At 43.4% G+C, this 26576-nt stretch carries 43 protein-coding genes; 1 reads left to right on the top strand and 42 read right to left on the bottom strand.

What is annotated here, in order from left to right:
• The first annotated feature begins 94 nt into the window (after window positions 1-94).
• The gene (gerD, locus tag JOJ89_RS00940) at window positions 95-733 is read left to right on the top strand and encodes a spore germination lipoprotein GerD (protein WP_203289340.1); all 639 of its coding nucleotides are present in this window, start codon (window positions 95-97) and stop codon (window positions 731-733) included.
• A gap of 166 nt (window positions 734-899) precedes the next feature.
• Here the strand turns inward: gerD and JOJ89_RS00935 are convergent, their stop codons facing one another.
• From JOJ89_RS00935 to fusA, 42 genes are all read right to left on the bottom strand, one after another.
• On the bottom strand, window positions 900-1958 hold the full coding sequence (locus JOJ89_RS00935) for an Mrp/NBP35 family ATP-binding protein (protein WP_029282754.1): 1059 nt from the start codon (window positions 1956-1958) through the stop codon (window positions 900-902).
• Between the two features lie 111 nt (window positions 1959-2069).
• A complete protein-coding gene (cwlD, locus tag JOJ89_RS00930; protein ID WP_203289339.1) occupies window positions 2070-2783 on the bottom strand; it encodes an N-acetylmuramoyl-L-alanine amidase CwlD in 714 nt (237 codons plus the stop codon).
• 72 nt (window positions 2784-2855) lie between these two features.
• Window positions 2856-3296 carry a DUF2521 family protein gene (locus JOJ89_RS00925; RefSeq protein ID WP_029566217.1) on the bottom strand — a complete coding sequence of 147 codons (441 nt, stop codon included), beginning with the start codon at window positions 3294-3296 and terminating at the stop codon, window positions 2856-2858.
• A 120-nt stretch (window positions 3297-3416) separates the two neighbouring features.
• Window positions 3417-3809 carry a 30S ribosomal protein S9 gene (gene rpsI, locus JOJ89_RS00920; protein ID WP_029282760.1) on the bottom strand — a complete coding sequence of 131 codons (393 nt, stop codon included), beginning with the start codon at window positions 3807-3809 and terminating at the stop codon, window positions 3417-3419.
• Between the two features lie 20 nt (window positions 3810-3829).
• On the bottom strand, window positions 3830-4267 hold the full coding sequence (gene rplM, locus JOJ89_RS00915) for a 50S ribosomal protein L13 (RefSeq protein ID WP_029282762.1): 438 nt from the start codon (window positions 4265-4267) through the stop codon (window positions 3830-3832).
• A gap of 153 nt (window positions 4268-4420) precedes the next feature.
• Window positions 4421-5161 carry a tRNA pseudouridine(38-40) synthase TruA gene (gene truA, locus JOJ89_RS00910; protein WP_203289338.1) on the bottom strand — a complete coding sequence of 247 codons (741 nt, stop codon included), beginning with the start codon at window positions 5159-5161 and terminating at the stop codon, window positions 4421-4423.
• 9 nt (window positions 5162-5170) lie between these two features.
• Window positions 5171-5968 carry an energy-coupling factor transporter transmembrane component T family protein gene (locus JOJ89_RS00905; protein WP_203289337.1) on the bottom strand — a complete coding sequence of 266 codons (798 nt, stop codon included), beginning with the start codon at window positions 5966-5968 and terminating at the stop codon, window positions 5171-5173.
• On the bottom strand, window positions 5965-6831 hold the full coding sequence (locus JOJ89_RS00900; protein ID WP_029566219.1) for an energy-coupling factor ABC transporter ATP-binding protein: 867 nt from the start codon (window positions 6829-6831) through the stop codon (window positions 5965-5967). The genes JOJ89_RS00905 and JOJ89_RS00900 overlap by 4 nt, the downstream gene beginning before the upstream one ends.
• On the bottom strand, window positions 6807-7649 hold the full coding sequence (locus JOJ89_RS00895) for an energy-coupling factor ABC transporter ATP-binding protein (RefSeq protein ID WP_029282771.1): 843 nt from the start codon (window positions 7647-7649) through the stop codon (window positions 6807-6809). Before JOJ89_RS00895 ends, JOJ89_RS00900 begins: the two co-directional genes overlap by 25 nt.
• 179 nt (window positions 7650-7828) lie before the next feature.
• Window positions 7829-8191 carry a 50S ribosomal protein L17 gene (rplQ, locus tag JOJ89_RS00890; RefSeq protein ID WP_029282773.1) on the bottom strand — a complete coding sequence of 121 codons (363 nt, stop codon included), beginning with the start codon at window positions 8189-8191 and terminating at the stop codon, window positions 7829-7831.
• 79 nt (window positions 8192-8270) lie between these two features.
• On the bottom strand, window positions 8271-9215 hold the full coding sequence (locus JOJ89_RS00885) for a DNA-directed RNA polymerase subunit alpha (RefSeq protein ID WP_029282775.1): 945 nt from the start codon (window positions 9213-9215) through the stop codon (window positions 8271-8273).
• A 190-nt stretch (window positions 9216-9405) separates the two neighbouring features.
• Window positions 9406-9795: a 30S ribosomal protein S11 gene (gene rpsK / locus JOJ89_RS00880; RefSeq protein ID WP_029282777.1), complete on the bottom strand. Its 390-nt coding sequence runs from the start codon at window positions 9793-9795 to the stop codon at window positions 9406-9408.
• A gap of 21 nt (window positions 9796-9816) precedes the next feature.
• On the bottom strand, window positions 9817-10182 hold the full coding sequence (gene rpsM / locus JOJ89_RS00875; protein ID WP_029282779.1) for a 30S ribosomal protein S13: 366 nt from the start codon (window positions 10180-10182) through the stop codon (window positions 9817-9819).
• A gap of 22 nt (window positions 10183-10204) precedes the next feature.
• Window positions 10205-10318, bottom strand: coding sequence for a 50S ribosomal protein L36 (rpmJ, locus tag JOJ89_RS00870; protein WP_003156543.1), 114 nt, complete (start codon window positions 10316-10318; stop codon window positions 10205-10207).
• 32 nt (window positions 10319-10350) lie between these two features.
• On the bottom strand, window positions 10351-10569 hold the full coding sequence (gene infA, locus JOJ89_RS00865) for a translation initiation factor IF-1 (protein ID WP_028390440.1): 219 nt from the start codon (window positions 10567-10569) through the stop codon (window positions 10351-10353).
• A 3-nt stretch (window positions 10570-10572) separates the two neighbouring features.
• Window positions 10573-10881 (bottom strand): KOW domain-containing RNA-binding protein, encoded by a 309-nt coding sequence (locus JOJ89_RS00860; protein ID WP_029282787.1) that lies wholly within the window; start codon window positions 10879-10881, stop codon window positions 10573-10575.
• An 18-nt stretch (window positions 10882-10899) separates the two neighbouring features.
• Complete coding sequence (map, locus tag JOJ89_RS00855; protein ID WP_029282789.1) at window positions 10900-11646, bottom strand: type I methionyl aminopeptidase; 747 nt, start codon at window positions 11644-11646, stop codon at window positions 10900-10902.
• The gene (locus JOJ89_RS00850; RefSeq protein WP_029282790.1) at window positions 11643-12296 is read right to left on the bottom strand and encodes an adenylate kinase; all 654 of its coding nucleotides are present in this window, start codon (window positions 12294-12296) and stop codon (window positions 11643-11645) included. Before JOJ89_RS00850 ends, map begins: the two co-directional genes overlap by 4 nt.
• A 56-nt stretch (window positions 12297-12352) precedes the next feature.
• Window positions 12353-13648 carry a preprotein translocase subunit SecY gene (gene secY / locus JOJ89_RS00845; RefSeq protein ID WP_029282792.1) on the bottom strand — a complete coding sequence of 432 codons (1296 nt, stop codon included), beginning with the start codon at window positions 13646-13648 and terminating at the stop codon, window positions 12353-12355.
• Window positions 13648-14088, bottom strand: coding sequence for a 50S ribosomal protein L15 (gene rplO, locus JOJ89_RS00840; RefSeq protein ID WP_203289336.1), 441 nt, complete (start codon window positions 14086-14088; stop codon window positions 13648-13650). Before rplO ends, secY begins: the two co-directional genes overlap by 1 nt.
• Window positions 14089-14120: 32 nt before the next feature.
• Complete coding sequence (gene rpmD, locus JOJ89_RS00835) at window positions 14121-14303, bottom strand: 50S ribosomal protein L30 (RefSeq protein WP_029282796.1); 183 nt, start codon at window positions 14301-14303, stop codon at window positions 14121-14123.
• 13 nt (window positions 14304-14316) lie between these two features.
• Window positions 14317-14817: a 30S ribosomal protein S5 gene (rpsE, locus tag JOJ89_RS00830; protein ID WP_029282798.1), complete on the bottom strand. Its 501-nt coding sequence runs from the start codon at window positions 14815-14817 to the stop codon at window positions 14317-14319.
• Window positions 14818-14840: 23 nt separating this feature from the next.
• Entirely contained in the window at window positions 14841-15203 is a 363-nt protein-coding gene (rplR, locus tag JOJ89_RS00825; RefSeq protein ID WP_029282800.1) for a 50S ribosomal protein L18, read from the bottom strand.
• A gap of 33 nt (window positions 15204-15236) precedes the next feature.
• Window positions 15237-15773, bottom strand: coding sequence for a 50S ribosomal protein L6 (gene rplF / locus JOJ89_RS00820; RefSeq protein ID WP_203289335.1), 537 nt, complete (start codon window positions 15771-15773; stop codon window positions 15237-15239).
• Between the two features lie 31 nt (window positions 15774-15804).
• Window positions 15805-16203, bottom strand: a complete 399-nt coding sequence (gene rpsH, locus JOJ89_RS00815; RefSeq protein ID WP_029282804.1) for a 30S ribosomal protein S8 — start codon at window positions 16201-16203, stop codon at window positions 15805-15807.
• Window positions 16204-16235: 32 nt separating this feature from the next.
• Entirely contained in the window at window positions 16236-16421 is a 186-nt protein-coding gene (gene rpsN, locus JOJ89_RS00810) for a 30S ribosomal protein S14 (RefSeq protein ID WP_010285078.1), read from the bottom strand.
• Window positions 16422-16442: 21 nt separating this feature from the next.
• A complete protein-coding gene (gene rplE, locus JOJ89_RS00805; protein ID WP_029282808.1) occupies window positions 16443-16982 on the bottom strand; it encodes a 50S ribosomal protein L5 in 540 nt (179 codons plus the stop codon).
• A gap of 24 nt (window positions 16983-17006) precedes the next feature.
• Complete coding sequence (gene rplX, locus JOJ89_RS00800) at window positions 17007-17318, bottom strand: 50S ribosomal protein L24 (protein ID WP_029282810.1); 312 nt, start codon at window positions 17316-17318, stop codon at window positions 17007-17009.
• 39 nt (window positions 17319-17357) lie between these two features.
• Window positions 17358-17726: a 50S ribosomal protein L14 gene (gene rplN, locus JOJ89_RS00795; protein ID WP_029282813.1), complete on the bottom strand. Its 369-nt coding sequence runs from the start codon at window positions 17724-17726 to the stop codon at window positions 17358-17360.
• 38 nt (window positions 17727-17764) lie between these two features.
• Window positions 17765-18031 carry a 30S ribosomal protein S17 gene (rpsQ, locus tag JOJ89_RS00790; RefSeq protein ID WP_029282815.1) on the bottom strand — a complete coding sequence of 89 codons (267 nt, stop codon included), beginning with the start codon at window positions 18029-18031 and terminating at the stop codon, window positions 17765-17767.
• A gap of 20 nt (window positions 18032-18051) precedes the next feature.
• Entirely contained in the window at window positions 18052-18255 is a 204-nt protein-coding gene (gene rpmC, locus JOJ89_RS00785; RefSeq protein WP_029282816.1) for a 50S ribosomal protein L29, read from the bottom strand.
• Window positions 18245-18679 carry a 50S ribosomal protein L16 gene (gene rplP / locus JOJ89_RS00780; RefSeq protein ID WP_029282818.1) on the bottom strand — a complete coding sequence of 145 codons (435 nt, stop codon included), beginning with the start codon at window positions 18677-18679 and terminating at the stop codon, window positions 18245-18247. The genes rpmC and rplP overlap by 11 nt, the downstream gene beginning before the upstream one ends.
• Window positions 18680-18681: 2 nt before the next feature.
• Complete coding sequence (gene rpsC, locus JOJ89_RS00775; protein ID WP_029282820.1) at window positions 18682-19338, bottom strand: 30S ribosomal protein S3; 657 nt, start codon at window positions 19336-19338, stop codon at window positions 18682-18684.
• A gap of 3 nt (window positions 19339-19341) precedes the next feature.
• Window positions 19342-19683 (bottom strand): 50S ribosomal protein L22, encoded by a 342-nt coding sequence (gene rplV / locus JOJ89_RS00770; protein WP_029282822.1) that lies wholly within the window; start codon window positions 19681-19683, stop codon window positions 19342-19344.
• Between the two features lie 17 nt (window positions 19684-19700).
• Window positions 19701-19979 (bottom strand): 30S ribosomal protein S19, encoded by a 279-nt coding sequence (rpsS, locus tag JOJ89_RS00765; protein WP_029282824.1) that lies wholly within the window; start codon window positions 19977-19979, stop codon window positions 19701-19703.
• 57 nt (window positions 19980-20036) lie between these two features.
• Window positions 20037-20867: a 50S ribosomal protein L2 gene (rplB, locus tag JOJ89_RS00760; protein WP_029282826.1), complete on the bottom strand. Its 831-nt coding sequence runs from the start codon at window positions 20865-20867 to the stop codon at window positions 20037-20039.
• Between the two features lie 29 nt (window positions 20868-20896).
• Window positions 20897-21184: a 50S ribosomal protein L23 gene (rplW, locus tag JOJ89_RS00755; RefSeq protein ID WP_029282828.1), complete on the bottom strand. Its 288-nt coding sequence runs from the start codon at window positions 21182-21184 to the stop codon at window positions 20897-20899.
• Complete coding sequence (gene rplD / locus JOJ89_RS00750) at window positions 21184-21807, bottom strand: 50S ribosomal protein L4 (protein ID WP_029282830.1); 624 nt, start codon at window positions 21805-21807, stop codon at window positions 21184-21186. Before rplD ends, rplW begins: the two co-directional genes overlap by 1 nt.
• 27 nt (window positions 21808-21834) lie before the next feature.
• Window positions 21835-22461: a 50S ribosomal protein L3 gene (gene rplC / locus JOJ89_RS00745; RefSeq protein WP_029282832.1), complete on the bottom strand. Its 627-nt coding sequence runs from the start codon at window positions 22459-22461 to the stop codon at window positions 21835-21837.
• 42 nt (window positions 22462-22503) lie between these two features.
• The gene (gene rpsJ / locus JOJ89_RS00740; RefSeq protein WP_029282834.1) at window positions 22504-22812 is read right to left on the bottom strand and encodes a 30S ribosomal protein S10; all 309 of its coding nucleotides are present in this window, start codon (window positions 22810-22812) and stop codon (window positions 22504-22506) included.
• 341 nt (window positions 22813-23153) lie between these two features.
• Entirely contained in the window at window positions 23154-24344 is a 1191-nt protein-coding gene (gene tuf / locus JOJ89_RS00735) for an elongation factor Tu (RefSeq protein ID WP_029282835.1), read from the bottom strand.
• A gap of 111 nt (window positions 24345-24455) precedes the next feature.
• Window positions 24456-26534 carry an elongation factor G gene (gene fusA / locus JOJ89_RS00730; RefSeq protein WP_029282837.1) on the bottom strand — a complete coding sequence of 693 codons (2079 nt, stop codon included), beginning with the start codon at window positions 26532-26534 and terminating at the stop codon, window positions 24456-24458.
• Between the last annotated feature and the right edge of the window lie 42 nt (window positions 26535-26576).

Genomic DNA, 26576 nt, shown 5'->3' with positions numbered 1-26576 from the left:
GTCTTTTGTAAAAAGCCATGTTAATTACCAGTATTAAAACAGGACGATTCATTCATATTAGAAATAAGCAACTCTAAATGGAAAGGAGCTTTGCATGATGGAAAAGCGAAGGTTGCTCTCAATTCTGACACTTACAGCCATGTGTTTTTTCCTTGCGAGCTGCGCACCTAAAGATCAGCCTTCAGGACAGCTCGATTATGAAGAAACAAAGAAAATGGTTGTCGATATTTTAAAAACCGATGACGGAAAAAAAGCCATTCAGGAAATTCTTAAAAATGATGATATGAAGCAAAACCTGATTATGGATCAGAAAATTGTCTCTGACACCATTTCCAAAACCCTGACGTCTGAAAAAGGACAGGAGTTCTGGAAAAAAACATTTGAAGACCCAAAGTTCAGTGAAAGCTTTGCAAAAAGCCTTCAGACTGAACACGAGAAGGTTATTAAAGGACTCATGAAAGACCCGGAGTATCAAAAAATGCTCATTGGCGTCCTTGAAAATCCCGAGATGGAGAAACAGACGATGAAGGTTCTCCAAAGCCAGGAATACCGCAAACACCTTCAGGAGGTCATCACAGAGACGATTGAAAGTCCCCTGTTTAAAGCCAAACTGGAGGAAAGTCTGACGAAAGCTGCGAAAGAAATGAACAAGCAGGGTGGAGGCTCAGGCGGAAGCGAAGGAGACTCCGGACAAGGCGGCAAGTCCGAAGAATCCGGACAAGGCGGCCAATAGAGAAAATCGCCCTGCTCAAGGTCCAACAGGCAGAAAAGGACCCGGAAGAAAAGTCCGGATTTGACTTTTCCGCCGGATCCGTTCTGACGGAGTACCGAGTCGCTGGACAATCAAGCTCTACATGTCATACATCTTTAGAAAAGCGCCAAACCTTTGGCGCTTTTGTTTATACATTTACAGGCACAATCTCTGCAACCTTTTTAGCGATTGATGAGTAAATCTCTCCAGTAGGATGATCTGCTGCATATACGGAAGGAGCAAAGTCCTTTTCGTTCCAGTCAGGCTGCTGCAGCGGAATGTTTCCAAGCACCGGGACATTAAGCTCCTGTCCAAGCTTTTCTCCTCCGCCTTTGCCGAAGACATACTCTTTCTCCCCTGTTGTTCTGCTTTCAAAATAAGACATATTTTCAACGACACCGACTACTTCATGATCTGTTCTAAGCGCCATAGCACCCGCTCTTGCTGCAACAAAAGCAGCTGTAGGATGCGGAGTCGTTACAATGATTTCTTTGCAGGAAGGAAGCATCGCATGAACATCAAGCGCTACGTCTCCAGTGCCCGGAGGAAGGTCGAGAAGCAGGTAGTCAAGGTCTCCCCACTCTACTTCCTGAAAGAAGTTATTAAGCATTTTTCCAAGCATAGGCCCTCTCCAGATGACCGGTGCATTATCCTCTACAAAAAAGCCCATAGAGATGACCTGGACGCCAAATCGCTCTACCGGAATGATTCTCTCTCCCCTGACAACAGGGCGTTTCGTAATACCCATCATGTCCGGCACACTGAATCCGTAGATATCCGCATCAATAAGTCCGACTTTTTTGCCGAGACGGGCAAGAGCCACAGCTAAATTAACGGAAACAGTCGATTTACCGACGCCTCCTTTACCGCTGGCAATTGCAATGTAGACAGGCTGCTTGGCTGATGACAGCAAAGAAGGATCTTCTTGTTTAGGCGCCTGATATTTTGCTGTTACTTCCTGGGGAAGCTCTGTAAAGCGAAGACCGACTGTGCCTGCGCCTGCTTCTTTGAGTTTAGCGACAATCTCCTGCTGAAGCTGCATCTGCTCAGACGTACCTGTCTTGGCAATACCGATTTTCATGCTGATATGGTTTTTCTCAGCTTTTATTGAAATTTCTTCTATGGCATTCAGTTCTTCAAGGCTTCTATGTAAAAAAGGTTCATTTAGTTCTCCGACGATTTTGCGAGCTGTTTGCTCATTCAGCATGTTAACCACCCTTTGTTGTATTCGTTTTCATCAGTATATCATAATTTGAAAGAAAATTGGGACTCCGGGCTTTATACCTGAGACTATGCAATAAAAACAAAAAATCCATCCCTACTCGGGAGGATTTTTCTCGTTCGTCATATAGCGCAGGATGCCATTATAGATAGAAGCCGCCACTTTATCCTGATATTCCTCTGTGCCAAGAAGGCGCGCTTCATCAGGATTAGATAAGAAACCCACTTCTACCAGAGCACCAGGCTTATCAATGTGTTTCATCAGGTAGATTGTATTCATCTGTTTGGCTTTACGGTCAGTGTTCTCCAGGTTGCGCCTTAGTTCATCCTGAATAAATTTTGCAAGCACCTGGTTTTCCTCCATTTTGGAGTGGTAGAACGTTTGTGCCCCGCTCCATTGTCTCGAGGGAATTGCATTAAGATGAATGCTTAAATACATATCTGCCTCTGACTCGTTAATCAGCTTCAGGCGTTTTCTCAGATCCTCGCCTTTTCTTTTTGAATAGCCCTTCGTACTCTTATCCGCAAGGTCTGTATCTCTTTCTCTTGTAAGAAGGACGAGTGCCCCCTGTTCCTGCAGATAGTCTCTGATCTGCTTTGAAATGGCAAGGGCAATGTCTTTTTCCAGATGGTCCGTTCCTACCGCTCCCCCGTCAGGTCCGCCGTGTCCGGGATCTATGTAGATGACCTTACCTGTAAGCGGCAGATTCCACGACTTCCAAGAGCTGTCGTTATTAAATTGAAACTGAAATAATAAAAGTAATAAGATGAAGCCTGCGCCAAAGCCGAACCATCTCAGCTTATTTTTCATTTTTCCACCCTCCTGCCCGTCCTTTACCACTATATGGCGGACAAACAGGAAATATGAATGGGCATTAGCGTTTTAATGAAGTCTGAGCTTCAGCCTCTTTGCCCCTTTTTCAAACCCTTCAGACCACCATGAATGAATCAGGTGCTCACATGCATAGTAAACCGATTCGTTTTTAAAATCATCACCGTGGTTTCCCCATATGAGCATGTAATCAAATAGTTGGTCAGTTAACTCTTTTTCCTCCCGGCTTGACCTCATGCTGACTGACTTCTGCGGTTCGCCGTAATAGCCGAATCTGCTGTAGCTGGCACCAAGCAGGAAGGCTTCTATAGAATAGTCGATGCAGCCTTCTTCAATGGCGGAATAATCAATCGATCCTGAATGCATGTAGACACCGAAACACTCATAGGCTTTCGCCTTCAGCTGGGTGAGAGTCAGTTCTTTCAGGATGATGCGCTCATAGTTTATTTGCTTTTCTCTTCGTTTATCTGAAAGTGAAGTAATCTTTTCCATGATGTATATGCCCCCTCAGTCTATTGTTTTTCCGGGGGACGGTTTCATGCGAGGTAAAGATTGTCTGCTTTGGGGAAAATAAAAACCACAGCAGAACCGCTGTGGTTTTTGAAGAAAAAATTAACGTTTTGAGAACTGAGGTGCACGACGAGCGCCTTTAAGACCGTATTTTTTACGTTCTTTCATACGAGCGTCACGAGTCAGAAGACCTGCACGCTTAAGAGTGCCGCGGTATTCTGGATCTGCTTCTAAAAGTGCACGTGAGATGCCGTGACGGATAGCGCCAGCTTGGCCAGCGAATCCACCGCCATTAACACTTACTAAAACATCATAGCTTCCAGCTGTTTCAGTTAAGTTAAGCGGTTGTTTGATGTCTTCGATTAGAGCTGCGAATGGGATATAGTCTTTTACTTCACGATCGTTGATAACAATACGGCCTTCGCCTGGAACGAGACGAACACGCGCTACTGAGCTTTTACGACGGCCAGTACCGTAATATTGAACCTGTGCCAAATTAATAACCTCCTTAATAATTAACCGCGAAGTTCGTAAACTTCAGGTTGTTGTGCTTGGTGTGGATGCTCGCTGCCTGCGTATACATGCAGCTTTTTGTACATTTGACGTCCTAGAGAACCTTTAGGAAGCATTCCGCGAATTGCTAGTTCAAGCATTTTCTCAGAGTAGTTTGTACGCATTTCAAGAGCAGTTCTTGATTTTAGTCCGCCTGGGAATTGGCTGTGACGGTAGTAGATCTTGTCAGTCAGTTTCTTTCCAGTCAGTTCGATTTGTGCTGCATTGATGATAATTACATGATCACCAGTGTCTACGTGTGGTGTATAAGTTGGTTTGTGTTTTCCGCGAAGAACAGATGCGATTTCGCTGGCAAGACGACCTAGAGTTTTGCCTGCAGCATCTACCACGAACCATTTACGTTCAACTTCAGTTGCTTTCGCCATATATGTTGTACGCATGATTTTCCCTCCAATATCTTTCATTTTAAATTTAATCATTCTATTTCAAAACACAGATAAACTCTTCCGGGGCTTATTTGTGGGGTTGAAATACATACCATATGATAGTTTATAACGTCCTGGCAACATTGTCAAGATAATGTTACACCAGGTTTAGTTGTCATAGTAAACTTTCCATAAATATAGTCCGGAACCCGGAGCTGTTTTCCCGCACAGAGAACGGTCACGCGCCTTCAGGATGTCTGGAATCCGGTAAGGATCCAGCACTCCCCGCCCGGCATTTATCAAGGTTCCGACAAGGATTCTGACCATATTGTAGAGGAATCCGTCACCGACAAACCGGAATGTCAGAACATCGTCTTCTTCGTAAAATTCGATATCATATAAAGTTCTGATTCTGTCCTCTTTATCTGTTTTAGCTGAACAGAAGCTTGTAAAATCATGGGTGCCGATCAGAAACTTTATCGCTTCCCGCATTTTCACATAATCAAGTTTATACGGATAATGATACGCATAATTCCGGCTGAACACGTCCCTGACTTCCGAGCGGCTGACTTTATAGCGGTATTCCTTTGCACGGACATGGTACCTTGCATGAAAGTCGTCTTCAATAAATGCTGCAGCCTGAATAGCCACATCTCCTGGAAGAAGCGAATTTAAGGCATTCGGCCATCTGCTCTCCGGAATGTAGATCTCTGTATCAAAATGCAGGACCTGGCCGATGGCATGAACACCTGCATCAGTTCTGCCTGATGCAAAAACTTTCACTTCCTGCCCTTTATGCAGTTTTTTCAGGCCTCTTTCAATTTCACCCTGAACGGTCCTCTGTCCGGGCTGAATCTGAAATCCGCTGAATCCTGTTCCGTCATATGAAACGGTGCATTTTACCCTCATTGTAAACTCCTATGAACGCAGTAGTAATAGAACAATGCCTACAGCAATCAGCAGGCCGAGTATGATCGTATCAAGGGCTCTCCACGTCAGCTCGCGAAGCTTCGTCCTTCCTTCGCCGCCCTGGTAGCCTCTTGCCTCCATCGCAACAGCAAGCTCTTCCGCCCTCTTAAAGGCGCTGATAAACAGCGGCACAAGCAGCGGAATGATGGCGCTGATTCTTTGTTTAATCGGTCCGCTAGTAAAGTCTGCTCCCCTTGCCATCTGCGCTTTCATGATTTTATCCGTTTCCTCCATAAGCGTCGGAATAAACCGGAGTGAGATCGACATCATCAGCGCAAGTTCGTGGACCGGGAGACCGATTTTTTTAAAAGGATGCAGCAGGCTTTCCATTCCGTCTGTAACTTCAATCGGTGTTGTCGTCAACGTAAGGATGGTCGTGAGCAGGATAAGAAACAGAAATCTGAAGGAAATATAAATCCCCTGAATCACTCCCTCCCTGTGAACCGCAAGAAAGCCGGCTTCAAACAGGACAGGACCTTCTTTTGTCACAAGAATATGCAGAATAAACGTAAAAAGGATGATCCATATGATCGGCTTTAAGCCGTTCAATAGAAATCTTGGCGGCAGTTTTGTCGCACCGACGATAAAAAGGGTAAACAATCCGAGAATGGCATACGTCACCGCATTGTTGGCAAAAAACACGATAAAAACAAACAGAAAGATCATCGTGAGCTTTGAACGGGGGTCCATTCTGTGAACGAGCGAGGCGCCGGGAACATACTTTCCGATAATCATACTGTTCATCATATGGAATCACCTTTGATCCCGCGTACAACCATACTGACAAGGTCATCGATTGAAAGTGAGATCCCTTTCCACTCTTTCCCGAGCTTCTGCTCAATCGTCTTTTGAAGCTTTACGGTTTCAGGAAGATCAAGCCCTGCTGTGACAAGCACTTCAGACTGGCTGAAAATCTCTTCAGGCGTGCCTTTCATCTGAACGGTGCCTTTATGCATCACAACAATTTCGTCTGAATAGCGGGCGGCATCCTCCATGCTGTGTGTGACAAGAACAGTTGTAAGTGACCTGCTCTTATGAAGAGAGTAGAAAAGATCCATGATCTCTTTCCTTCCGCTCGGATCAAGCCCTGCAGTCGGTTCATCAAGCACAAGCACTTCAGGCTCTATGGCAAGAACTCCAGCTATAGCGACCCGTCTCATTTGACCGCCGCTCAAATCAAACGGTGACTTCTGAAGTACGTTTTCAGGAAGCCCGACCAGTTTGAGAGCATTGCGCGCCTTTTCCCGTGCTTCTTCTTCTGGGACGCCGAAATTCATAGGACCAAACATGATATCCTTTTCAACGGTTTCCTCAAAAAGCTGATGCTCCGGAAATTGAAAAACGATGGCTACTGCTCTGCGGACCGGTTTCAGATCTTTGATCTTTTTACCTGCCTGGATTTTACGATCACCAACAGTCAGAGAACCTTTTGTAGGCTTAAGCAGTCCATTCAGATGCTGAAGAATGGTTGATTTGCCGGAACCCGTATGCCCGATGATCGAGACAAAGGAGCGATCTTTAATCTCAAGGTTTATGTCATGCAGCGCAAGGCGTTCAAATGGCGTACGAGCCTGATATCTGTGCTCTAGCTCTTGGAATGTAATGTCCACAGTTCATTCACCAGGCTTTCTTCGTCTAAGTAGTTCTTTGAGAGGGCAATGCCTGCTTCTCTCAGCTTCATGCTGACCTGATAGGAAAATGGCAGATCAAGTCCTATTTCAACCAGCTTGCGGTCGAGTTTAAAAATCTCTTCAGGTGACCCCTCGGCAAATTTCTCTCCGCCATTCATAACGATAATTCTGTCTGCTTTCGCGGCCTCTTCAAGGTCGTGTGTAATCGAAATGACCGTTACAATTCCCTGTCTGTTAAGCTCGCGCACAGTCTCCATCACTTCGCTTCTTCCCTGCGGATCAAGCATCGATGTAGCCTCGTCTAAAATAATGATCTGCGGCTGAACGGCAATGACGCCCGCAATGGCCACGCGCTGCTTTTGGCCTCCTGAAAGATGGTGCGGCTCTTGACCCAGAAATTCTTCCATCTTCACTTTTTGAGTAGCCCATTCGACGCGCTTTTTCATTTCTTCCCGCGGCACTCCGTGGTTTTCTAAACCAAAAGCCACATCATCTTTAACCGTCGTTCCTACAAATTGATTATCCGGGTTTTGAAAAACCATTCCGACTTGTTTGCGCACTTCCCAAATCGAGTCTTCATTTAATGGAATGCCGTTTACGGCGACGCGGCCGTGCTGCGGCAGTATAAGACCGTTGAGGACTCTGGCAAGGGTTGATTTGCCGGAACCATTATGTCCGACAACAGCAAGCCATTCGCCTTTTTTCACACTTAACGAAACAGCGTTAAGGGCGGGTCTTGCATCGTCTTCATGATACTGAAATGTAACCTGATCCACTTCAATAATTGTCTCTTCCATCGCTGCCTCCCTCACCTGTACTCCTGCGCAGGCGCAAAAGCCATGCTCTTCTATTCTGTCTCTGCTGCGGCACTCATGGGCCCCTCATGACCATGAGAGGCTGTCTGAGTGTACAAAAAAAGGGCATAGATCCAGTTTTCAGGAAAACTGACCCGCCCTCTGAGTAAAGAAAATAATGATTAAACTAATTCGATAATGACCATTGGTGCTCCGTCGCCGCGGCGAGGTCCAAGTTTCATTATGCGCGTGTAACCGCCTTGGCGTTCTGAGTAACGCGGTGCGATGTCACTGAATAGTTTTTGAAGTGCATTTTGCGTGCCTTCTTCGTTAGCTACCTCGTTACGGATGTAAGCAGCAGCTTGGCGGCGGGCATGAAGATCCCCACGTTTACCTAAAGTAATCATTTTTTCTACAGTTGAACGCAATTCTTTCGCACGAGCCTCAGTAGTTTCAATGCGCTCGCTGATGATTAGATCTGTAGTAAGATCACGAAGTAACGCTTTACGCTGAGCACTTGTACGTCCTAATTTTCTGTAAGGCATTATGTGTTCCCTCCTTCGTTAGTACTGTGTGTTAATTTTAGAAACACGCGAAAACGCTAGTTAACTTGTTAACTAGTCGTCAGTCGTCTTTACGAAGACCTAAGCCAAGTTCTTCTAGTTTCGCTTTCACTTCTTCCAAAGATTTACGACCTAAGTTACGAACTTTCATCATATCTTCTTCTGTTTTATGAGCAAGCTCCTGTACAGTGTTAATGCCTGCACGTTTTAAACAGTTATAAGAACGAACTGACAAATCCAATTCTTCGATCGTCATTTCTAAAACTTTTTCTTTTTGGTCCTCTTCCTTTTCCACCATAATCTCTGCGTTTTGAGCTTCATCTGTAAGCCCAACGAAGATGTTAAGGTGTTCCGTCAGAATCTTTGCACCAAGTGCAATAGCTTCTTTCGGACCTGTGCTTCCGTCAGTCCACACATCAAAAGTAAGTTTATCATAGTTTGACACTTGACCAACACGTGTATTTTCAACTTGATAGGACACGCGTGCTACAGGTGTGTAAATAGAATCGATTGGGATAACGCCGATTGGCTGATCTTCTCTTTTGTTTGCATCAGCCGGAGTATATCCGCGACCGCGTTTCGCAGTCAATCTCATACGGAAATGTGCACCCTTCGCTAATGTAGCAATATGAAGGTCCGGATTTAGAATTTCAACGTCACTGTCGTGAGTAATATCTGCAGCCGTTACAACTCCTTCATCCTGTACATCGATCTCAAGCGTTTTTTCTTCCTCTGAATAGATCTTAAGAGCAAGTTTTTTAATGTTTAAGATGATCGTAGTCACATCTTCAACAACGCCTTCAATCGTAGAGAATTCATGGAGTACACTATCTATCTGGATTGATGTTACAGCGGCACCAGGGAGTGAGGATAAGAGAATACGACGTAAGGAGTTACCCAAAGTTGTACCATATCCACGCTCGAGTGGTTCGACGACGAATTTGCCGTACTTGGCATCGTCGCTGATTTCAACCGTTTCGATTTTTGGTTTTTCAATTTCTATCATCTATAAACCCTCCTTCAAAACGTCGAAACCCCGGCTAGACAGATTATGAAGCTCCAAGGCGTGTGTCTAACCGAAATTCCCCATTATAAAGTCCCGAATGTGCACAACAACAAATAGTTATTTTCTGCGAGAACTTTTTAACTGTATCATAACCCATTATTGACAGGGATACAAAATCTATACAGAAAAATTATACACGACGACGTTTTGGCGGACGGCATCCGTTATGTGGAACCGGAGTAACGTCTCTGATAGCTGTTACTTCAAGACCAGCAGCTTGAAGAGCACGGATTGCAGCTTCACGGCCTGCGCCTGGTCCTTTTACAGTTACTTCAAGAGTTTTCATACCGTGTTCAATTGAACCTTTAGCTGCAGCTTCAGCAGCCATTTGTGCAGCGAATGGAGTGGATTTACGTGATCCTCTGAATCCGAGTGAACCTGCACTTGACCAAGAAAGAGCGTTACCATGTACGTCTGTAATAGTAACAATCGTGTTGTTAAATGTTGAACGAATATGAGCAATACCTGCCTCGATATTCTTTTTTACGCGACGCTTACGAGTGTTCGTTTTACGAGCCATTGTCGGTTAACCTCCTTTACCTTATTTTTTCTTGTTCGCAACCGTACGACGAGGTCCTTTACGAGTACGAGCGTTATTTTTGGTATTTTGACCACGAACAGGTAGACTGCGGCGATGACGTAAGCCACGGAAACTGCCGATCTCAATCAGACGTTTGATGTTTAGGGATACTTCACGGCGAAGGTCACCTTCAACTTTCAACTTGTCTACGATATCACGAATCTTACCTAGTTCTTCTTCTGTTAAGTCACGCACACGTGTATCTTCAGAAACACCAGCCTCAGCTAATACTTTTCCAGCAGTTGGACGTCCAATACCGAAAACATATGTTAATGAAATTACAACGCGTTTGTCACGAGGAATATCTACACCAGCAATACGAGCCATTTAAGCTGCACCTCCTTCAGTTTTAACCTTGTTTTTGTTTATGTTTTGGATTCTCACAAATTACCATTACTTTACCTTTTCTGCGGATGACTTTGCACTTTTCGCAGATTGGTTTAACCGATGGTCTTACCTTCATGATTTCTCTTACCTCCTTAGTTGCGGAGTGTTTTATTTAAAACGGTACGTAATTCTGCCGCGAGTCAAGTCATATGGTGATAATTCTACCGTAACTTTGTCTCCAGGTAAAATGCGAATAAAATGCATGCGGATCTTTCCAGATACATGCGCTAATACCGTATGACCATTCTCAAGCTCTACTTTGAACATTGCATTTGGCAATGTTTCCTGTACGGTACCCTCAACTTCAATTACATCATCTTTCGCCATTCATTATTCTCCCTTCTTCAAATCAGCAGCTTGCTCATTGACAAACGTCTTCAGGGCATGCCGGAGTTTTCCGTTTGTTACACGTCCTGTTTCTTTTATACTGTTCTGAACTTCCGGAGATACGCGATCAATAAACTCTAGATGATTCACATTCTTCTTTTTAGGGGAGTGGAAGGGTCGCTTCTCTCCGTCTGCTATAAATACGAACCGTTCATCTAAAATACTGACCACGACAGCATATTGTCCAGCTTCTCTGCCTTCAGTAATATAGACAAACTGACCTATGCGCGGACTCGATTCGGCTTCGTTCAAACAATATCACCTGCGGATTTAGGCTTTAGTTAAAATTTCATAGCCAGTTTCTGTAATGGCAATCGTGTGTTCAAAGTGAGCACACATTTTGCCGTCCTGAGTAACAACTGTCCAGTTGTCAGCAAGAGTTCTTACATATCGGCTTCCTGCATTCACCATTGGCTCAATCGCCAAGACCATGCCAGGTTTTAACCTCGGACCTTTGTTTGGCGGACCATAATGCGGAATCTGCGGATCTTCATGTAAATCCTGTCCAACGCCGTGTCCAACATATTCACGTACGACCGAGAATTGATGCTGTTCAACATACGTCTGAATAGCGTGTGATATATTGGATAGTCTCTCGCCCGGTTTGGCTTCAGCCAGACCTTTGTAGAGGGATTCCTCAGTCACTTCAAGAAGCTTTTTGGATTCCTCTGAGATGTTTCCAACAGGATAAGTCCAAGCAGAGTCACCATGATAGCCATTATACTTCGCACCGATATCGATGCTGATAATGTCTCCTTCACGCAATACTCGATCTCCAGGTATTCCGTGAACGAGCTCCTCATTCACAGAAGCACAAATGCTTCCGCGAAAACCATTATAACCTTTAAAAGAAGGAATTGCATGGTTTGCACGAATAATCTTTTCGGCAATTGCATCCAGTTCTTTTGTTGTAATTCCAGGCTGTATATGTTTTTGGAGTTCCTGGTGGGTCAATGCGACAATGCGACCAGCCTCACGCATAATTTCGATTTCACGTGGAGTCTTACAAATGATCATTCACCTAATCCTCCAAGCAGTTCATTAACGTCAGCGAAGACTTTGTTGATGTCCTGCTGGCCATTAATGTTACGCAGATATCCTTTTTCTTCATAGAAATTCAGCAAAGGTTGTGTCTGCTTGAGGTTTACTTCAAGCCGGTTAGCAACAGTCTCTTCGTTGTCATCTTCACGCTGGTAAAGTTCACCGCCGCATTTGTCGCAGCGTCCTTCAGCAGCTGGAGGATTGAAAACGAGATGATATGTTGATCCGCATTGTTTGCAGATGCGGCGTCCTGTAAGACGTTCCATCAGGATGTCTTTATCAACCTCAATGTTAATGACATAATCCATTTTTCTATCAAGATCAGACAGGATGTTTTCCAAAGCTTCAGCCTGAGCAACTGTGCGCGGGAACCCGTCAAGCAGGAAACCTTTTTCACAATCATTCTTGCCCAATCTTTCACGGACGATACCGATCGTTACTTCATCAGGAACGAGAGCACCTTGATCCATGAAGGATTTTGCTTTAAGACCTAGCTCAGTTTCACCTTTAATGGCAGCTCTGAACATATCCCCTGTTGAGATATGAGGGATTTCATATTTTTCAACGATTCGTTCTGCCTGTGTGCCTTTACCGGCTCCCGGCAGACCCATTAATACTAGATTCAAGAATATTACCCCCCTCAGTCTCTATTTAGAAGGAAAGGGACACAAGTCCCATAACCTTACTGTTTTATAAATCCTTTATAGTGACGCTTAACAAGCTGACTTTCAAGTTGTTTCATCGTTTCAAGAGCAACCCCTACTACGATCAACAAGCTCGTTCCGCCAATCTGTGCAGAAGCTGGCAAGTTAGCGAACTTAATAAAGAATACAGGAAGAACTGAGATAGCTGCTAAGAAAAGTGAACCAACAAACGTCAGTCTGTATAGAGTTTTTGTTAAATAATCCTGCGTATTTTTCCCTGGACGAATGCCCGGGATATATCCGCCCTGCTTTTTCAGATTCTCAGACATCTGCTCCGGATTAACCTGAACAAATGCATAGAAGTAAGTAAAAGCAATGATTAATGCAACATATACAACCATGCCGATAGGCTGTGTATAATCAAACGTTTTTGTAATCCAGTTTGTAACATCATTGGATCCAAAGAACGAAGCAATTGTTGGCGGTGTAATAATGAACGAAACCGCAAAGATGACAGGGATAACACCGGCAGGATTCACTTTAAGCGGAAGGTGAGTAGACTGACCTTTCGCAGGAGCTCGGCCTGCTGAGTTCTTCGCATATTGAATCGGGATCTTGCGAAGAGCCTGCTGAATGAAGATAACTCCAACTATAATTGCGATTACCGCTAATACTATCAGCGCAACTTTTACGATGTTCAAGAAAAGCTGATCTCCAGCGTCCTGGAATTGCTGCACATAGATTTGGTTGAGAGTTGTCGGGATTCCTGCTGCAATCCCCGCAAAAATGATAATGGAAATACCATTACCCACACCCTTGGATGTAATTTGCTCTCCTAACCACATTAAAAAAGCAGTACCTGCTGTTAAGACAACTGCAATTAAAAGGTACGTTGTAATTCCCGGTTTTTCAATTAATAATCCCCCAGCGAGATTATTAAAACCGTAAGACATACCCAACGCTTGGATGAAACCTAGTACAATCGTAAAGTATCTAGTGAATTGTGCTAGTTTACGACGGCCAACTTCACCTTGCTTTGACCATTCAGTAAATTTCGGAACGACATCCATCTGCAATAACTGCACGATGATGGATGCTGTAATGTACGGCATAATTCCCATCGCAAGGATCGAGAAGTTATACAGCGCACCGCCTCCGAAGGTGTTAAGAATTCCGAAAACATTCATTTCATCCTGAGCCTTTAAAACGTCAGCATTGACGTTAGGCACAGGAATGAACGTACCGATACGAAAAATAATTAACATTAGAAGGGTGAACAAGATCTTATTGCGGATATCACCCACGCGCATAAAATTGGAGATTGTCTTAAACATTAAATCACCTCTACTGTACCGCCAGCAGCTTCGATAGCTTCTTTAGCAGATGCAGAGAATTTATTGGCTTTAACTGTAAGCTTTTTCTCAAGCTTTCCGTTGCCCAGTACTTTCACGCCTGATTTCACTTTGCTGATTACTCCAGCTTCAACTAGAAGTTCAACAGTTACTTCAGCACCGTCTTCGAACTGATTAAGTTTGTCAAGGCTGACAATCGCATAGTCTTTACGGTTGATGTTTGTGAATCCGCGTTTAGGCAGACGTTGGAATAAAGGAGTTTGACCACCTTCGAATCCAGGGCGAACACCGCCGCCGGAACGGGCGTTTTGTCCTTTATGACCTTTACCAGCTGTTTTACCGTTACCAGAACCAGTACCACGGCCAACACGGTTACGTGTTTTGCGTGACCCTTCTGCTGGTTTTAATTCATGAAGTTTCATCGGGACACCTCCTTGATATTAGAAGATCTATATTATTGTTCTTTAACTGTTAGCAAATGAGATACTTTGTTGATCATGCCGCGGATCGCTGCATTGTCATCAAGCACTACTGTTTGGTGCATTTTTTTAAGACCTAGTGTTTTAACAGTAATACGTTGGTCTTCTGGGCGACCAATCACACTGCGAGTGAGGGTAATCGCTAATTTGTTTGCCATCATGTTTCCCTCCTTATCCTAACAATTCTTCAACCGACTTGCCACGTAGCTTCGCAACTTCATCAGCGCGTTTAAGTTCTGTTAATCCAGAAATTGTAGCACGGATCATGTTAATTGGAGTGTTAGAACCTAGTGATTTAGAAAGGATGTCACTAACTCCTGCTAATTCTAGTACTGCACGAACAGGACCACCAGCGATAACACCAGTACCTTCAGATGCAGGTTTTAAAAGGATGTTTCCAGCACCGAATCTGCCGATGACTTGGTGAGGAATAGTAGTACCAACCATAGGTACTTCAACAAGGTTTTTCTTAGCGTCTTCGATCGCTTTGCGAATCGCTTCCGGAACTTCCTGTGCTTTACCAGTACCGAAACCTACATGACCGTTTTTGTCGCCGACAACTACTAATGCAGCAAAGCGGAAACGACGTCCACCTTTTACTACTTTAGCTACACGGTTTACTGTAACAACGCGTTCTTCAAGCTCTAATTTGTTTGGTTCAATACGACCCATTCTCTGTGTCCCTCCTTTTTTTATTAAAATTCTAGACCAGCTTCGCGAGCAGCTTCAGCCAAAGCCTTAACACGGCCGTGGTATAAGTAACCCCCGCGGTCAAATACAACAGATTTAACGCCTTTTTCGATTGCACGTTTAGCAACTAATTCGCCAACTTTAGCAGCAGCTTCAGCGTTGCTTTTTGCATCAAGAGCAAGGTCTTTATCTAATGTTGAAGCACTTGCAATTGTCACTGATTGAGCATCGTCAATTACTTGTGCGTAGATGTGCTGATTAGAACGAAATACGTTTAAACGAGGACGAGCAGTTGTACCAGATAATTTTGCGCGGACACGTCCGTGTCTTTTCTTACGCACAACGTTTTTGTCAAGTTTCGTAATCATCCAGGTCACTCCTTTCTTATCATCTAAGCGATATTACTTCGCTGTTTTACCTTCTTTACGACGTACATATTCACCTTCGTAGCGGATACCTTTGCCTTTGTAAGGCTCTGGAGGACGAGTAGCGCGGATGTTAGAAGCAACAGCTCCAACACGCTCTTTGTCTGTACCTTTTACAATTACTTTTGTATTTGAAGGCACTTCAATTTCGATTCCTTGTTCAGGAACGATTTCTACAGGATGTGAGTATCCAACAGCAAGAACTAGCTTGTTGCCTGTTTTAGTAGCACGGTAACCGACACCTACTAATTCAAGACCTTTTTCAAATCCTTTAGAAACGCCCTCAACCATGTTTCCAAGAAGGCTGCGAGTTGTACCGTGAAGAGCACGATGTTCTTTTTGATCAGAAGGACGTGTCACTGTAAGTACGTTGTCTTCAACCTTAATGTTGATATCAGAGTTAAAAGTACGAGTTAATTCACCTTTAGGTCCTTTAACAGTTACTGTGCTTCCGTCGATCGCAACTGTTACGCCAGCAGGGATTTCAAGTGGTTTTTTACCAATACGAGACATTCATGTACACCTCCATTCTTTTTTCAGGTTATTACCAAACGTATGCCAGAACTTCTCCGCCAGCTTGTTTCGCGCGGGCTTCTTTGTCTGTTAGGACTCCTTGAGAAGTAGATACGATTGCGATTCCTAAACCGTTAAGTACGCGAGGTACTTCGTTAGCTTTAGCGTATACGCGCAATCCTGGTTTACTGATGCGTTTCAGGCCAGTGATAACACGCTCGTTGTTTGATCCGTATTTAAGGAAAATACGAATGATACCTTGTTTGTTATCTTCTACATATTCAACATCACGAACGAAACCTTCACGCTTAAGGATTTCAGCGATCTCTTTTTTCGCTTTCGATGCAGGAATTTCTAATTTTTCATGACGAACCATATTCGCGTTGCGAATACGAGTAAGCATATCTGCAATTGGATCTGTCATTACCATATCAAAATTACCTCCTTCCCGATTATGGGGTATTACCAGCTAGCTTTTTTAACGCCTGGAATTTGACCTTTATATGCGAGTTCACGGAAACAAATACGGCAAAGTTTAAATTTGCGGAGAACTGAATGTGGACGACCACAACGTTCGCAGCGAGTGTACTCTTGTACTTTAAACTTTTGAGTGCGTTTTTGTTTCGCAATCATTGACTTTTTAGCCACGTTTTCGCCTCCCTATTTCGATTATTTTTGGAATGGCATACCGAACTGAGTAAGAAGCTCACGAGATTCTTCATCAGTGTTAGCAGTTGTAACGATAACGATGTCCATACCACGAACTTTTGATACTTTATCATAATCAATTTCAGGGAAGATTAATTGTTCTTTAACACCAAGAGTGTAGTTGCCGCGTCCGTCAAAAGACTTTTTAGAGATACCGCGGAAGTCACGTACACGTGGTAATGATACAGAAACTAATTTATCTAGGAATTCATACATGCGCTCGCCGCGAAGAGTTACTTTCGCACCGATAGGCATACCTTCACGCAGACGGAATCCTGCAATTGATTTTTTAGCTTTTGTGATAACCGGCTTTTGACCTGAGATTGTAGTTAACTCTTCTACAGCTGTATCAAGAGCTTTAGAGTTAGATACTGCGTCACCAACACCCATGTTGATTACGATCTTCTCAAGCTTTGGAACTTGCATCACTGATTTATAGTTGAACTTGCTCATTAAAGCAGGTGTAATTTCTTTTTGATACTTTTCTTTAAGGCGGTTCATGCGAGGACCTCCCTTCCTTATTTACTATTTATCTAAAGTTTCACCAGATTTTTTCGCAACACGTACCTTTTTGCCATCAACCACTTTGAAACCAACACGAGTTGGCTCACCTGATTTAGGATCAAGTGGCATAACATTTGATACATGGATAGGTGCCTCCTGGCTGATAATTCCGCCCTGAGGGTTTAATTGAGAAGGTTTTGAATGCTTCTTCATAATGTTGATGCCTTCAACAAGCACGCGATCTTTCTTAGGGAAAGCAGCAAGTACAGTACCCTGTTTGCCTTTATCTTTACCTGAGATCACTACTACTTTATCACCTTTTTTTACATGCATCCTAGTCGCACCTCCTTAGTAAGGCTATCTATTTTCGATTTATAATACTTCTGGAGCAAGAGAAACAATTTTCATGAAGTTGCCTTCACGCAATTCACGTGCAACTGGTCCAAAGATACGAGTTCCGCGAGGGCTCTTGTCATCTTTAATGATTACACATGCGTTTTCGTCGAAACGGATGTAAGATCCGTCCTGACGGCGAGCGCCGCTCTTTGTGCGAACGATTACTGCTTTAACAACGTCACCTTTTTTAACAACGCCTCCTGGTGTTGCTTGTTTGACCGTACAAACAATTACATCACCAATATTAGCAGTTTTACGTCCAGATCCGCCAAGAACTTTAATAGTAAGAACTTCACGAGCACCAGAGTTGTCAGCAACTTTTAAACGGGATTCTTGTTGAATCATTTACGTTACCTCCCTTCGGAAATATAATCCGAACAATATTAGATAATAACAGCTTCTTCAACAATTTCAACTAGACGGAAACGTTTAGTAGCTGATAATGGGCGAGTTTCCATGATTTTAACCACATCGCCGATTTTAGCTTGGTTGTTTTCATCATGAGCTTTGAACTTTTTGGAATATTTAACACGCTTGCCGTATAAAGAATGCTTCTTATACGTTTCAACAAGAACAGTGATCGTTTTATCCATTTTATCAGAAACTACACGTCCAGTGTAGACTTTGCGCTGGTTGTTGCGTTCAGTCATTCTGCAACCTCCTCTCAGGATTATCGATTATTAGCAGCGATCTCTCTTTCAGTGATCACAGTTTTCATACGAGCGATCGATTTACGTACTTCACGAATGCGAGCAGTGTTTTCAAGTTGTCCAGTCGCCAATTGAAAGCGAAGGTTGAACAGCTCTTCCTTCAGTGATTTTACTTTTTGTTCAATTTCAGCAGTGGTAAGATCACGAATTTCATTAGCTCTCATTTGATTCACCACCAATTTCCTCGCGTTTAACGAATTTTGTTTTGATTGGCAATTTGTGAGATGCAAGACGCAATGCTTCGCGTGCTACTTCTTCTGATACACCAGCAATTTCAAACATTACTTTTCCTGGTTTTACAACTGCCACCCAGCCTTCAGGAGCACCTTTACCGGATCCCATGCGGACCTCTAGAGGTTTAGCCGTGTAAGGCTTAGAAGGGAAAATTTTGATCCAGACTTTACCGCCACGTTTCATGTAACGAGTCATAGCAATACGAGCTGCCTCAATTTGACGATTTGTAATCCAAGAAGCTTCTAGAGCTTGAATGCCGTATTCACCGAAGTGAACTTCTGTACCGCCTTTAGCACGACCGCGCATTTTTCCACGGTGTTCTCTGCGATATTTAACGCGTTTTGGCAACAACATAATTATTTTCCTCCTTCCTCTTTTTTCTTCTTAGTAGGAAGAACCTCTCCACGATAGATCCAAACTTTAACGCCTAATTTACCATAAGTAGTGTCAGCTTCAGCTGTACCATAGTCAATATCAGCACGAAGTGTGTGAAGTGGAACTGTTCCTTCACTGTAGCTTTCAGAACGAGCGATATCAGCGCCGCCAAGACGACCAGATACCATTGTTTTGATTCCTTGTGCACCTGCGCGCATAGCACGTTGGATTGTTTGCTTTTGAGCACGACGGAATGAAATACGATTTTCAAGTTGACGAGCGATGTTGTCAGCTACTAGTTTAGCATCAAGATCAGCTCTCTTGATTTCAAGAATGTTGATGTGTACACGCTTGCCAGTTAGTGAGTTAAGAGCTTTACGAAGTGCTTCAACTTCAGTACCGCCTTTACCGATAACCATACCTGGCTTAGCAGTGTGGATCGTAATGTTCACGCGATTAGCAGCACGCTCGATTTCAATCTTTGAAACAGATGCATCGCTTAAACGCTGATTGATATATTCACGAACTTTGATGTCTTCGTGCAGAAGATTAGCATAATCTTTGCCAGCGAACCATTTAGATTCCCAATCACGGATAACACCAATGCGAAGACCGACTGGATTTACCTTTTGACCCACGGATTATCCCTCCTTCTTTTCTGATACAACGATTGTAATGTGGCTTGTGCGTTTGTTGATGGCACTCGCACGGCCCATTGCGCGTGGACGGAAACGTTTTAGAGTTGGACCTTCGCCTACATAAGCTTCAGTTACAACCAGGTTGTTAATGTCCATTTCATAGTTGTGCTCTGCGTTTGCCACAGCAGATTTTAGAACTTTTTCAATAATTGGAGAAGCAGTTTTAGGTGTGTGGCGAAGAATCGCTACCGCTTCACCGATTTGCTTTCCTCGGATAAGATCAATTACTAAACGAGCTTTACGAGGAGCAATACGTACTGTTCTTGCAACGGCTTTAGCTTGCATTTAAAAGCCTCCTCTCATTAGCGTCTTGTTTTTTTGTCGTCAGCTGCATGGCCTTTATACGTACGTGTTGGAGCAAACTCACCGAGTTTGTGTCCTACCATATCTTCAGTAACGTATACAGGAACATGCTTGCGACCGTCATATACAGCGATCGTTTGACCGATGAATTGCGGGAAAATAGTAGAACGGCGAGACCAAGTTTTGATCACTTGTTTTTTCTCTGACTCGTTTAACTTTTCAACTTTCTTGAATAAATGCTCATCTACGAATGGTCCTTTTTTCAAGCTACGGCCCATACTTGTACCTCCCTTCGCGATTGCGCTACGGTTCCTTCGAACCGTAGAACCATCACGTTATTTTTTACGACGACGTACGATGAATTTATCGGACTTGTTTGTCTTCTTGCGAGTTTTGTAACCAAGAGTTGGTTTACCCCAAGGAGTCATTGGAGACTTACGTCCGATTGGAGCACGACCTTCACCACCACCGTGCGGGTGATCGTTAGGGTTCATTACAGAACCACGAACTGTAGGTCTGATACCTAACCAGCGAGAGCGTCCAGCTTTACCGATGTTGATAAGTTCATGCTGCTCGTTTCCTACTTGACCAACAGTAGCGCGGCAAGTAGCAAGGATCATGCGAACCTCACCAGAATTCAAACGAACAAGAACGTATTTGCCTTCTTTACCAAGAACCTGTGCAGAAGTACCAGCAGAACGTACTAATTGTCCGCCTTTGCCTGGTTTAAGTTCGATGTTGTGAATAACTGTACCTACAGGGATATTTTGAAGTGGAAGTGCATTTCCTACTTTAATATCAGCCTCTGGTCCAGAAACAACTTGTAAACCTACTTCAAGGTTTTTTGGAGCAAGGATATATCTTTTCTCACCATCTGCATAGTGGATAAGTGCAATGTTTGCAGAACGGTTCGGATCATACTCGATTGTAGCAACGCGTCCTGGTATACCATCTTTATCGCGTTTGAAGTCGATAATACGGTATTGACGTTTGTGACCGCCGCCTTGATGACGTACAGTAATTTTACCTTGGTTGTTACGACCGCCTTTTCTGTGTACAGGCGCAAGTAATGACTTTTCCGGTTTGTCTGTAGTAATCTCAGCGAAATCAGAAACAGTCATGCCGCGACGACCATTTGAGGTTGGTTTGTACTTTTTAATCGCCATCTCGTTTCCCTCCTATCTTAAATAATGAATTAGACTTCGAATAATTCGATTTCTTTGCTGTCAGCTGTTAGTTTAACAACTGCTTTTTTGCGTTTATTAGTAAGACCTGTGTAACGACCTACACGCTTATATTTGCCTTTGTAGTTAAGAACGTTAACTTTCTCCACTTTTACGCCAAAGATTGCTTCAATAGCATCTTTCACTTGAGTTTTGTTAGCACGAACGTCAACTTCAAACGTGTACTTTTTCTCAGTCATTAAGTCCGTTGAAAGTTCAGTGATTACGGGGCGCTTAATAATATCACGAGGATCTTTCATTATGCAAGCACCTCCTCTACTTTTTGCACCGCTGCTTTCGTAATAACAAGCTTTTCATGGTTAAGTACATCAAGTACATTAATAGAATTAGCTTCAAGAACTGTAATGCCAGGGATGTTACGTGCAGATAGTGCAACAGATTCGTTCACATCAGCAGTAACGATCAATGCTTTCTTTTCAATTGAAAGTCCTGCAAGTAGAGCAGTCATTTCTTTTGTTTTAGGAGCATTCATTAGAAGATCTTCTAATACTAGAATGTTGTTCTCTTGTACCTTTGTAGATAAAGCTGATTTGATCGCTAAGCGGCGAACTTTTTTAGGTAATTTGTAAGCATAGCTGCGTGGTGTTGGACCGAATACGATACCACCGCCGCGCCATTGTGGTGAGCGGATAGATCCTTGACGAGCGCGTCCAGTACCTTTTTGGCGCCAAGGCTTGCGACCTCCGCCTCTAACTTCTGAACGATTCTTTACTTTGTGGTTTCCTTGACGCAAAGAAGCTCTTTGCATGATAACCGCATCAAATAAAACGTGCTGATTAGGTTCGATACCAAATACAGAATCATTTAGTTCGATTTCACCAACGTTTGATCCGCTTTGGTTTAATAATGCTACTTTCGGCATTATCGAATTCCTCCTTTCTTAGAAAAATTAGTTAGATTTAACAGCCTTTTTCACTGTGATTAGTGATTTTTTAGGACCAGGTACGTTACCTTTGATCAATAGAAGGTTACGCTCAGCGTCAACTTTCACGATCTCAAGGTTTTGAACAGTTACTTGCTCTCCACCCATGCGGCCTGGCAATAATTTGTTTTTGAATACTCGGTTAGGAGCAACAGGACCCATTGAACCTGGGCGACGGTGGTAACGAGAACCATGTGACATAGGTCCGCGAGATTGGTTATGGCGCTTGATAGAGCCTTGGAAACCTTTACCCTTTGAGATTCCTGTTACATCTACTGTATCTCCAGCAGAGAAAATATCAACTTTGACTTCCTGACCAACTTCATACTCACCAGCTTCTCCGCGGAACTCCCTTACGAAGCGCTTAGGTGCAGTATTAGCTTTTGCAACGTGTCCTTTTGCAGGCTTGTTAGAAAGCTTTTCACGTTTGTTTGAGAAACCAACTTGAACAGCAGCATAGCCGTCGCTTTCAACAGTCTTGATTTGAAGAACTACGTTTTCAGCAGCCTCAATTACTGTTACCGGGATAAGATCACCTTTTTCAGTAAACACTTGAGTCATACCGATTTTTTTACCTAAGATTCCTTTGGTCATTAGTCACACCTCCTATAATGTTATAAAATCTATTTTTTGAAATTAAAGTTTGATTTCAATGTCAACGCCTGATGGCAGGTCTAATCTCATCAATGCATCAACAGTTTGTGGTGTTGGGTTGATGATATCGATTAAACGTTTGTGTGTGCGCATTTCGAACTGCTCACGTGAATCTTTGTATTTGTGTACCGCACGAAGAATCGTGTAAATCGATTTTTCAGTTGGCAACGGGATCGGACCAGAAACGTTAGCACCTGAACGTTTTGCTGTTTCAACGATCTTTTCAGCAGATTGATCAAGAATTCTGTGATCATATGCTTTTAAACGAATACGAATTTTTTGTTTTGCCATTATTTTCCCTCCTTTTCGCCTACTTTTAAAATAGACTTTCTCCGTAGAAATTTTCCGTACACTCGCCATGGCAAAGCGGCCGTGTGTATCGGCAACCTCCTACTTCATCGCAGTCAAAGACCAACATTGTCTATTATATAGAAATTTTGCGCCCAATGCAAGATAAAAATTATGTTTTTACTTTCTTGCGCACTTTTCCTATTATACATACATCAACAGGTAAAAACAAGGGGGATCAGCAGCTGGAAAAGTTTTCGTTTTTTAAGCTCAAATCATTTCTACTATATATAGAAGAAACAAAAAAAGACGAGCACGAATGCTCGTCTTCTTAAGTAGCAGGATTACTCAGTGATTGTAGCTACAACACCAGCGCCTACTGTACGACCGCCTTCACGGATTGAGAATTTAGTACCTTCTTCAATCGCGATTGGAGCGATAAGTTCAACAGTCATTTCGATGTTATCGCCAGGCATAACCATCTCAACGCCTTCTGGAAGTTGGATGATACCAGTTACGTCCGTAGTACGGAAGTAGAACTGTGGGCGGTAGTTAGAGAAGAATGGAGTGTGACGTCCACCCTCTTCTTTTGAAAGAACGTAAACTTCTGATTTAAATTTAGTGTGTGGAGTGATTGTTTTTGGCTTAGCAAGAACTTGTCCACGTTGGATGTCGTCGCGAGAAACCCCACGAAGAAGTGCACCGATGTTGTCGCCAGCTTCTGCATAGTCAAGAAGCTTACGGAACATTTCAACACCTGTTACAGTTGTTGATTTTGGCTCTTCAGTGAAGCCGATGATGTCGATAACATCTCCAACTTTAACTACTCCACGCTCAACGCGTCCAGTAGCAACTGTTCCACGGCCAGTGATTGAGAATACGTCCTCAACAGGCATCATGAATGGCTTTTCAGTGTCACGAGCTGGTGTTGGGATGTACTCGTCAACAGCGTTCATAAGCTCAACGATTTTCTCTTCCCACTCAGCTTCGCCTTCTAGAGCTTTAAGAGCAGAACCTTTGATTACTGGGATGTCATCGCCAGGGAAGTCATACTCAGAAAGAAGGTCGCGTACTTCCATTTCAACTAGCTCAAGAAGCTCTTCGTCGTCTACCATGTCGCATTTGTTCATGAATACTACAAGGTAAGGTACACCTACTTGACGAGAAAGAAGGATGTGCTCACGAGTTTGTGGCATTGGGCCGTCAGAAGCAGAAACAACTAGGATTCCGCCGTCCATTTGTGCAGCACCAGTGATCATGTTTTTAACATAGTCAGCATGTCCTGGGCAGTCAACGTGTGCATAGTGACGAGTGTCAGTTTCGTACTCAACGTGTGCAGTTGAGATTGTGATTCCGCGCTCGCGCTCTTCAGGAGCAGCATCGATCATGTCGTATGCCATTGCAGCACCTTTACCGCTACGTTTTGCAAGTACAGTTGTAATTGCAGCTGTTAGAGTTGTTTTACCGTGGTCAACGTGTCCAATTGTACCGATATTGGCATGCGTTTTGGAACGGTCGAATTTTTCTTTACCCATTCTAAATTCCTCCTTAGAGTCATGATTGATTATATAGATTTCAGAAAGTGAACGTTGTCCACTTTCTATACATACATAAGTAGTTATACTTTAATAAAGAGTGAAAATCAATTATTCACCTTTATTTTTTTTGATAATTTCTTCAGAAATTGATTTTGGAACCTCTTCGTAGTGATCAAAGTGCATAGAGAATGTTCCGCGTCCTTGAGTGTTTGAACGAAGTGCAGTTGCATATCCAAACATTTCAGAAAGTGGTACCATAGCACGTACTACTTGAGCGTTTCCGCGAGCTTCCATGCCTTCAACGCGACCGCGGCGAGAAGTGATATCACCCATGATATCTCCCATGTACTCATCAGGGATAACTACTTCAACCTTCATAACAGGCTCAAGAATAACAGGGTTACACTTAGATACAGCGTTTTTAAGTGCCATAGATGCAGCAATTTTAAACGCCATCTCACTTGAGTCAACATCATGGTAAGAACCGTCTACTAATGATGCTTTAACATCGATTAGCGGGTAGCCTGCAAGAACACCATTTTTCATGGAGTCTTCTAAGCCTGCTCCAACCGCTGGGATGTATTCACGAGGAACAACACCGCCGACGATTTTGTTGTGGAACTCAAAGCCTTTTCCTTCTTCATTTGGTTCGAATTCGATCCAAACGTGTCCGAATTGACCGCGTCCACCGGATTGGCGTGCAAACTTACCTTCAACTTTCGCAGATCCGCGGAAAGTTTCACGGTATGCAACCTGAGGAGCACCAACGTTAGCTTCAACTTTGAATTCACGTCTCATACGGTCAACAATGATATCAAGGTGAAGTTCACCCATACCAGAGATGATCGTTTGACCTGTTTCAGTGTCAGTGTGAGCTTTGAAAGTTGGATCTTCTTCAGAAAGCTTAGATAAAGCTGTAGACATTTTGTCTTGGTCAGCTTTTGATTTTGGCTCAACTGAAAGCGAGATAACCGGCTCTGGGAATTCCATTGATTCCAAGATAACAAGGCTCTTTTCATCACATAGAGTATCACCAGTTGTAGTGTCTTTAAGACCTACAGCAGCAGCGATGTCACCAGCATATACAGTAGAGATTTCCTCACGAGAGTTAGCATGCATTTGCAGGATACGTCCTACACGCTCACGCTTGCCTTTCGTTGAGTTTTGTACGTAAGATCCAGAGTTAAGAACACCTGAATATACGCGGAAGAATGTAAGTTTCCCAACATAAGGGTCAGTCATAACTTTGAATGCAAGTGCTGAGAAAGGACCCTCATCGCTTGATTCGCGGATTACTTCTTCTTCTGTGTCAGGAGTGATACCTTTGATTGCAGGTACATCAAGAGGTGATGGCAGGTAATCAAGAACTGCGTCAAGCATTAACTGTACACCTTTGTTTTTAAATGCAGATCCGCAGATAACTGGGTAGAATTCTACATTTACTGTACCTTTACGGATTCCAGCTTTCAATTCATCGATTGTAAGCTCTTCACCCTCAAGGTATTTCATCATAAGCTCTTCGTCAAGTTCAGCAACAGCTTCTACAAGCTTGCCGCGCCACTCTTCAGCAAGATCTTTATACTCTTCAGGAATTTCTTTAGCCTCAGAACGAGTTCCAAGATCATCTTCGTAGAAGTATGCTACGTTATCTACAAGATCGATAATTCCTTCGAATTGATCTTCAGCACCGATTGGAAGCTGAATTGGATGAGCATTTGCTTCAAGACGGTCATGCAATGTTTTTACAGAGTATAAGAAATCCGCACCGATTTTATCCATTTTGTTAACGAATACTACACGCGGTACTCCGTAAGTTGTTGCCTGGCGCCATACTGTTTCAGTTTGAGGCTCAACACCTGATTGTGCATCAAGTACTGCTACAGCACCATCAAGTACACGAAGTGAACGTTCAACTTCAACTGTGAAGTCTACGTGTCCAGGTGTATCGATGATGTTTACGCGATGGCCTTTCCACTGAGCAGTTGTAGCAGCAGAAGTGATCGTGATTCCACGCTCCTGCTCCTGCTCCATCCAGTCCATTTGAGACGCACCTTCGTGTGTCTCACCAATTTTGTGAATACGTCCAGTGTAGAAAAGTACACGTTCAGTAGTCGTCGTTTTACCGGCATCGATGTGAGCCATGATGCCGATATTACGAGTTTTGTCTAAGGAGAACTCTCTTGCCATTGGGGTCTTTTCTCCTTCCTTTTATAAGGATTAGTATAGTTA

It is taken from the genome of Metabacillus sp. cB07 (assembly GCF_016839225.1).
Lineage (GTDB): Bacteria > Bacillota > Bacilli > Bacillales > Bacillaceae > Bacillus_P > Bacillus_P indicus.
Note: the sequence above shows the minus strand (reverse complement) of the source record. Positions and strands in the feature narration are given on the sequence as shown.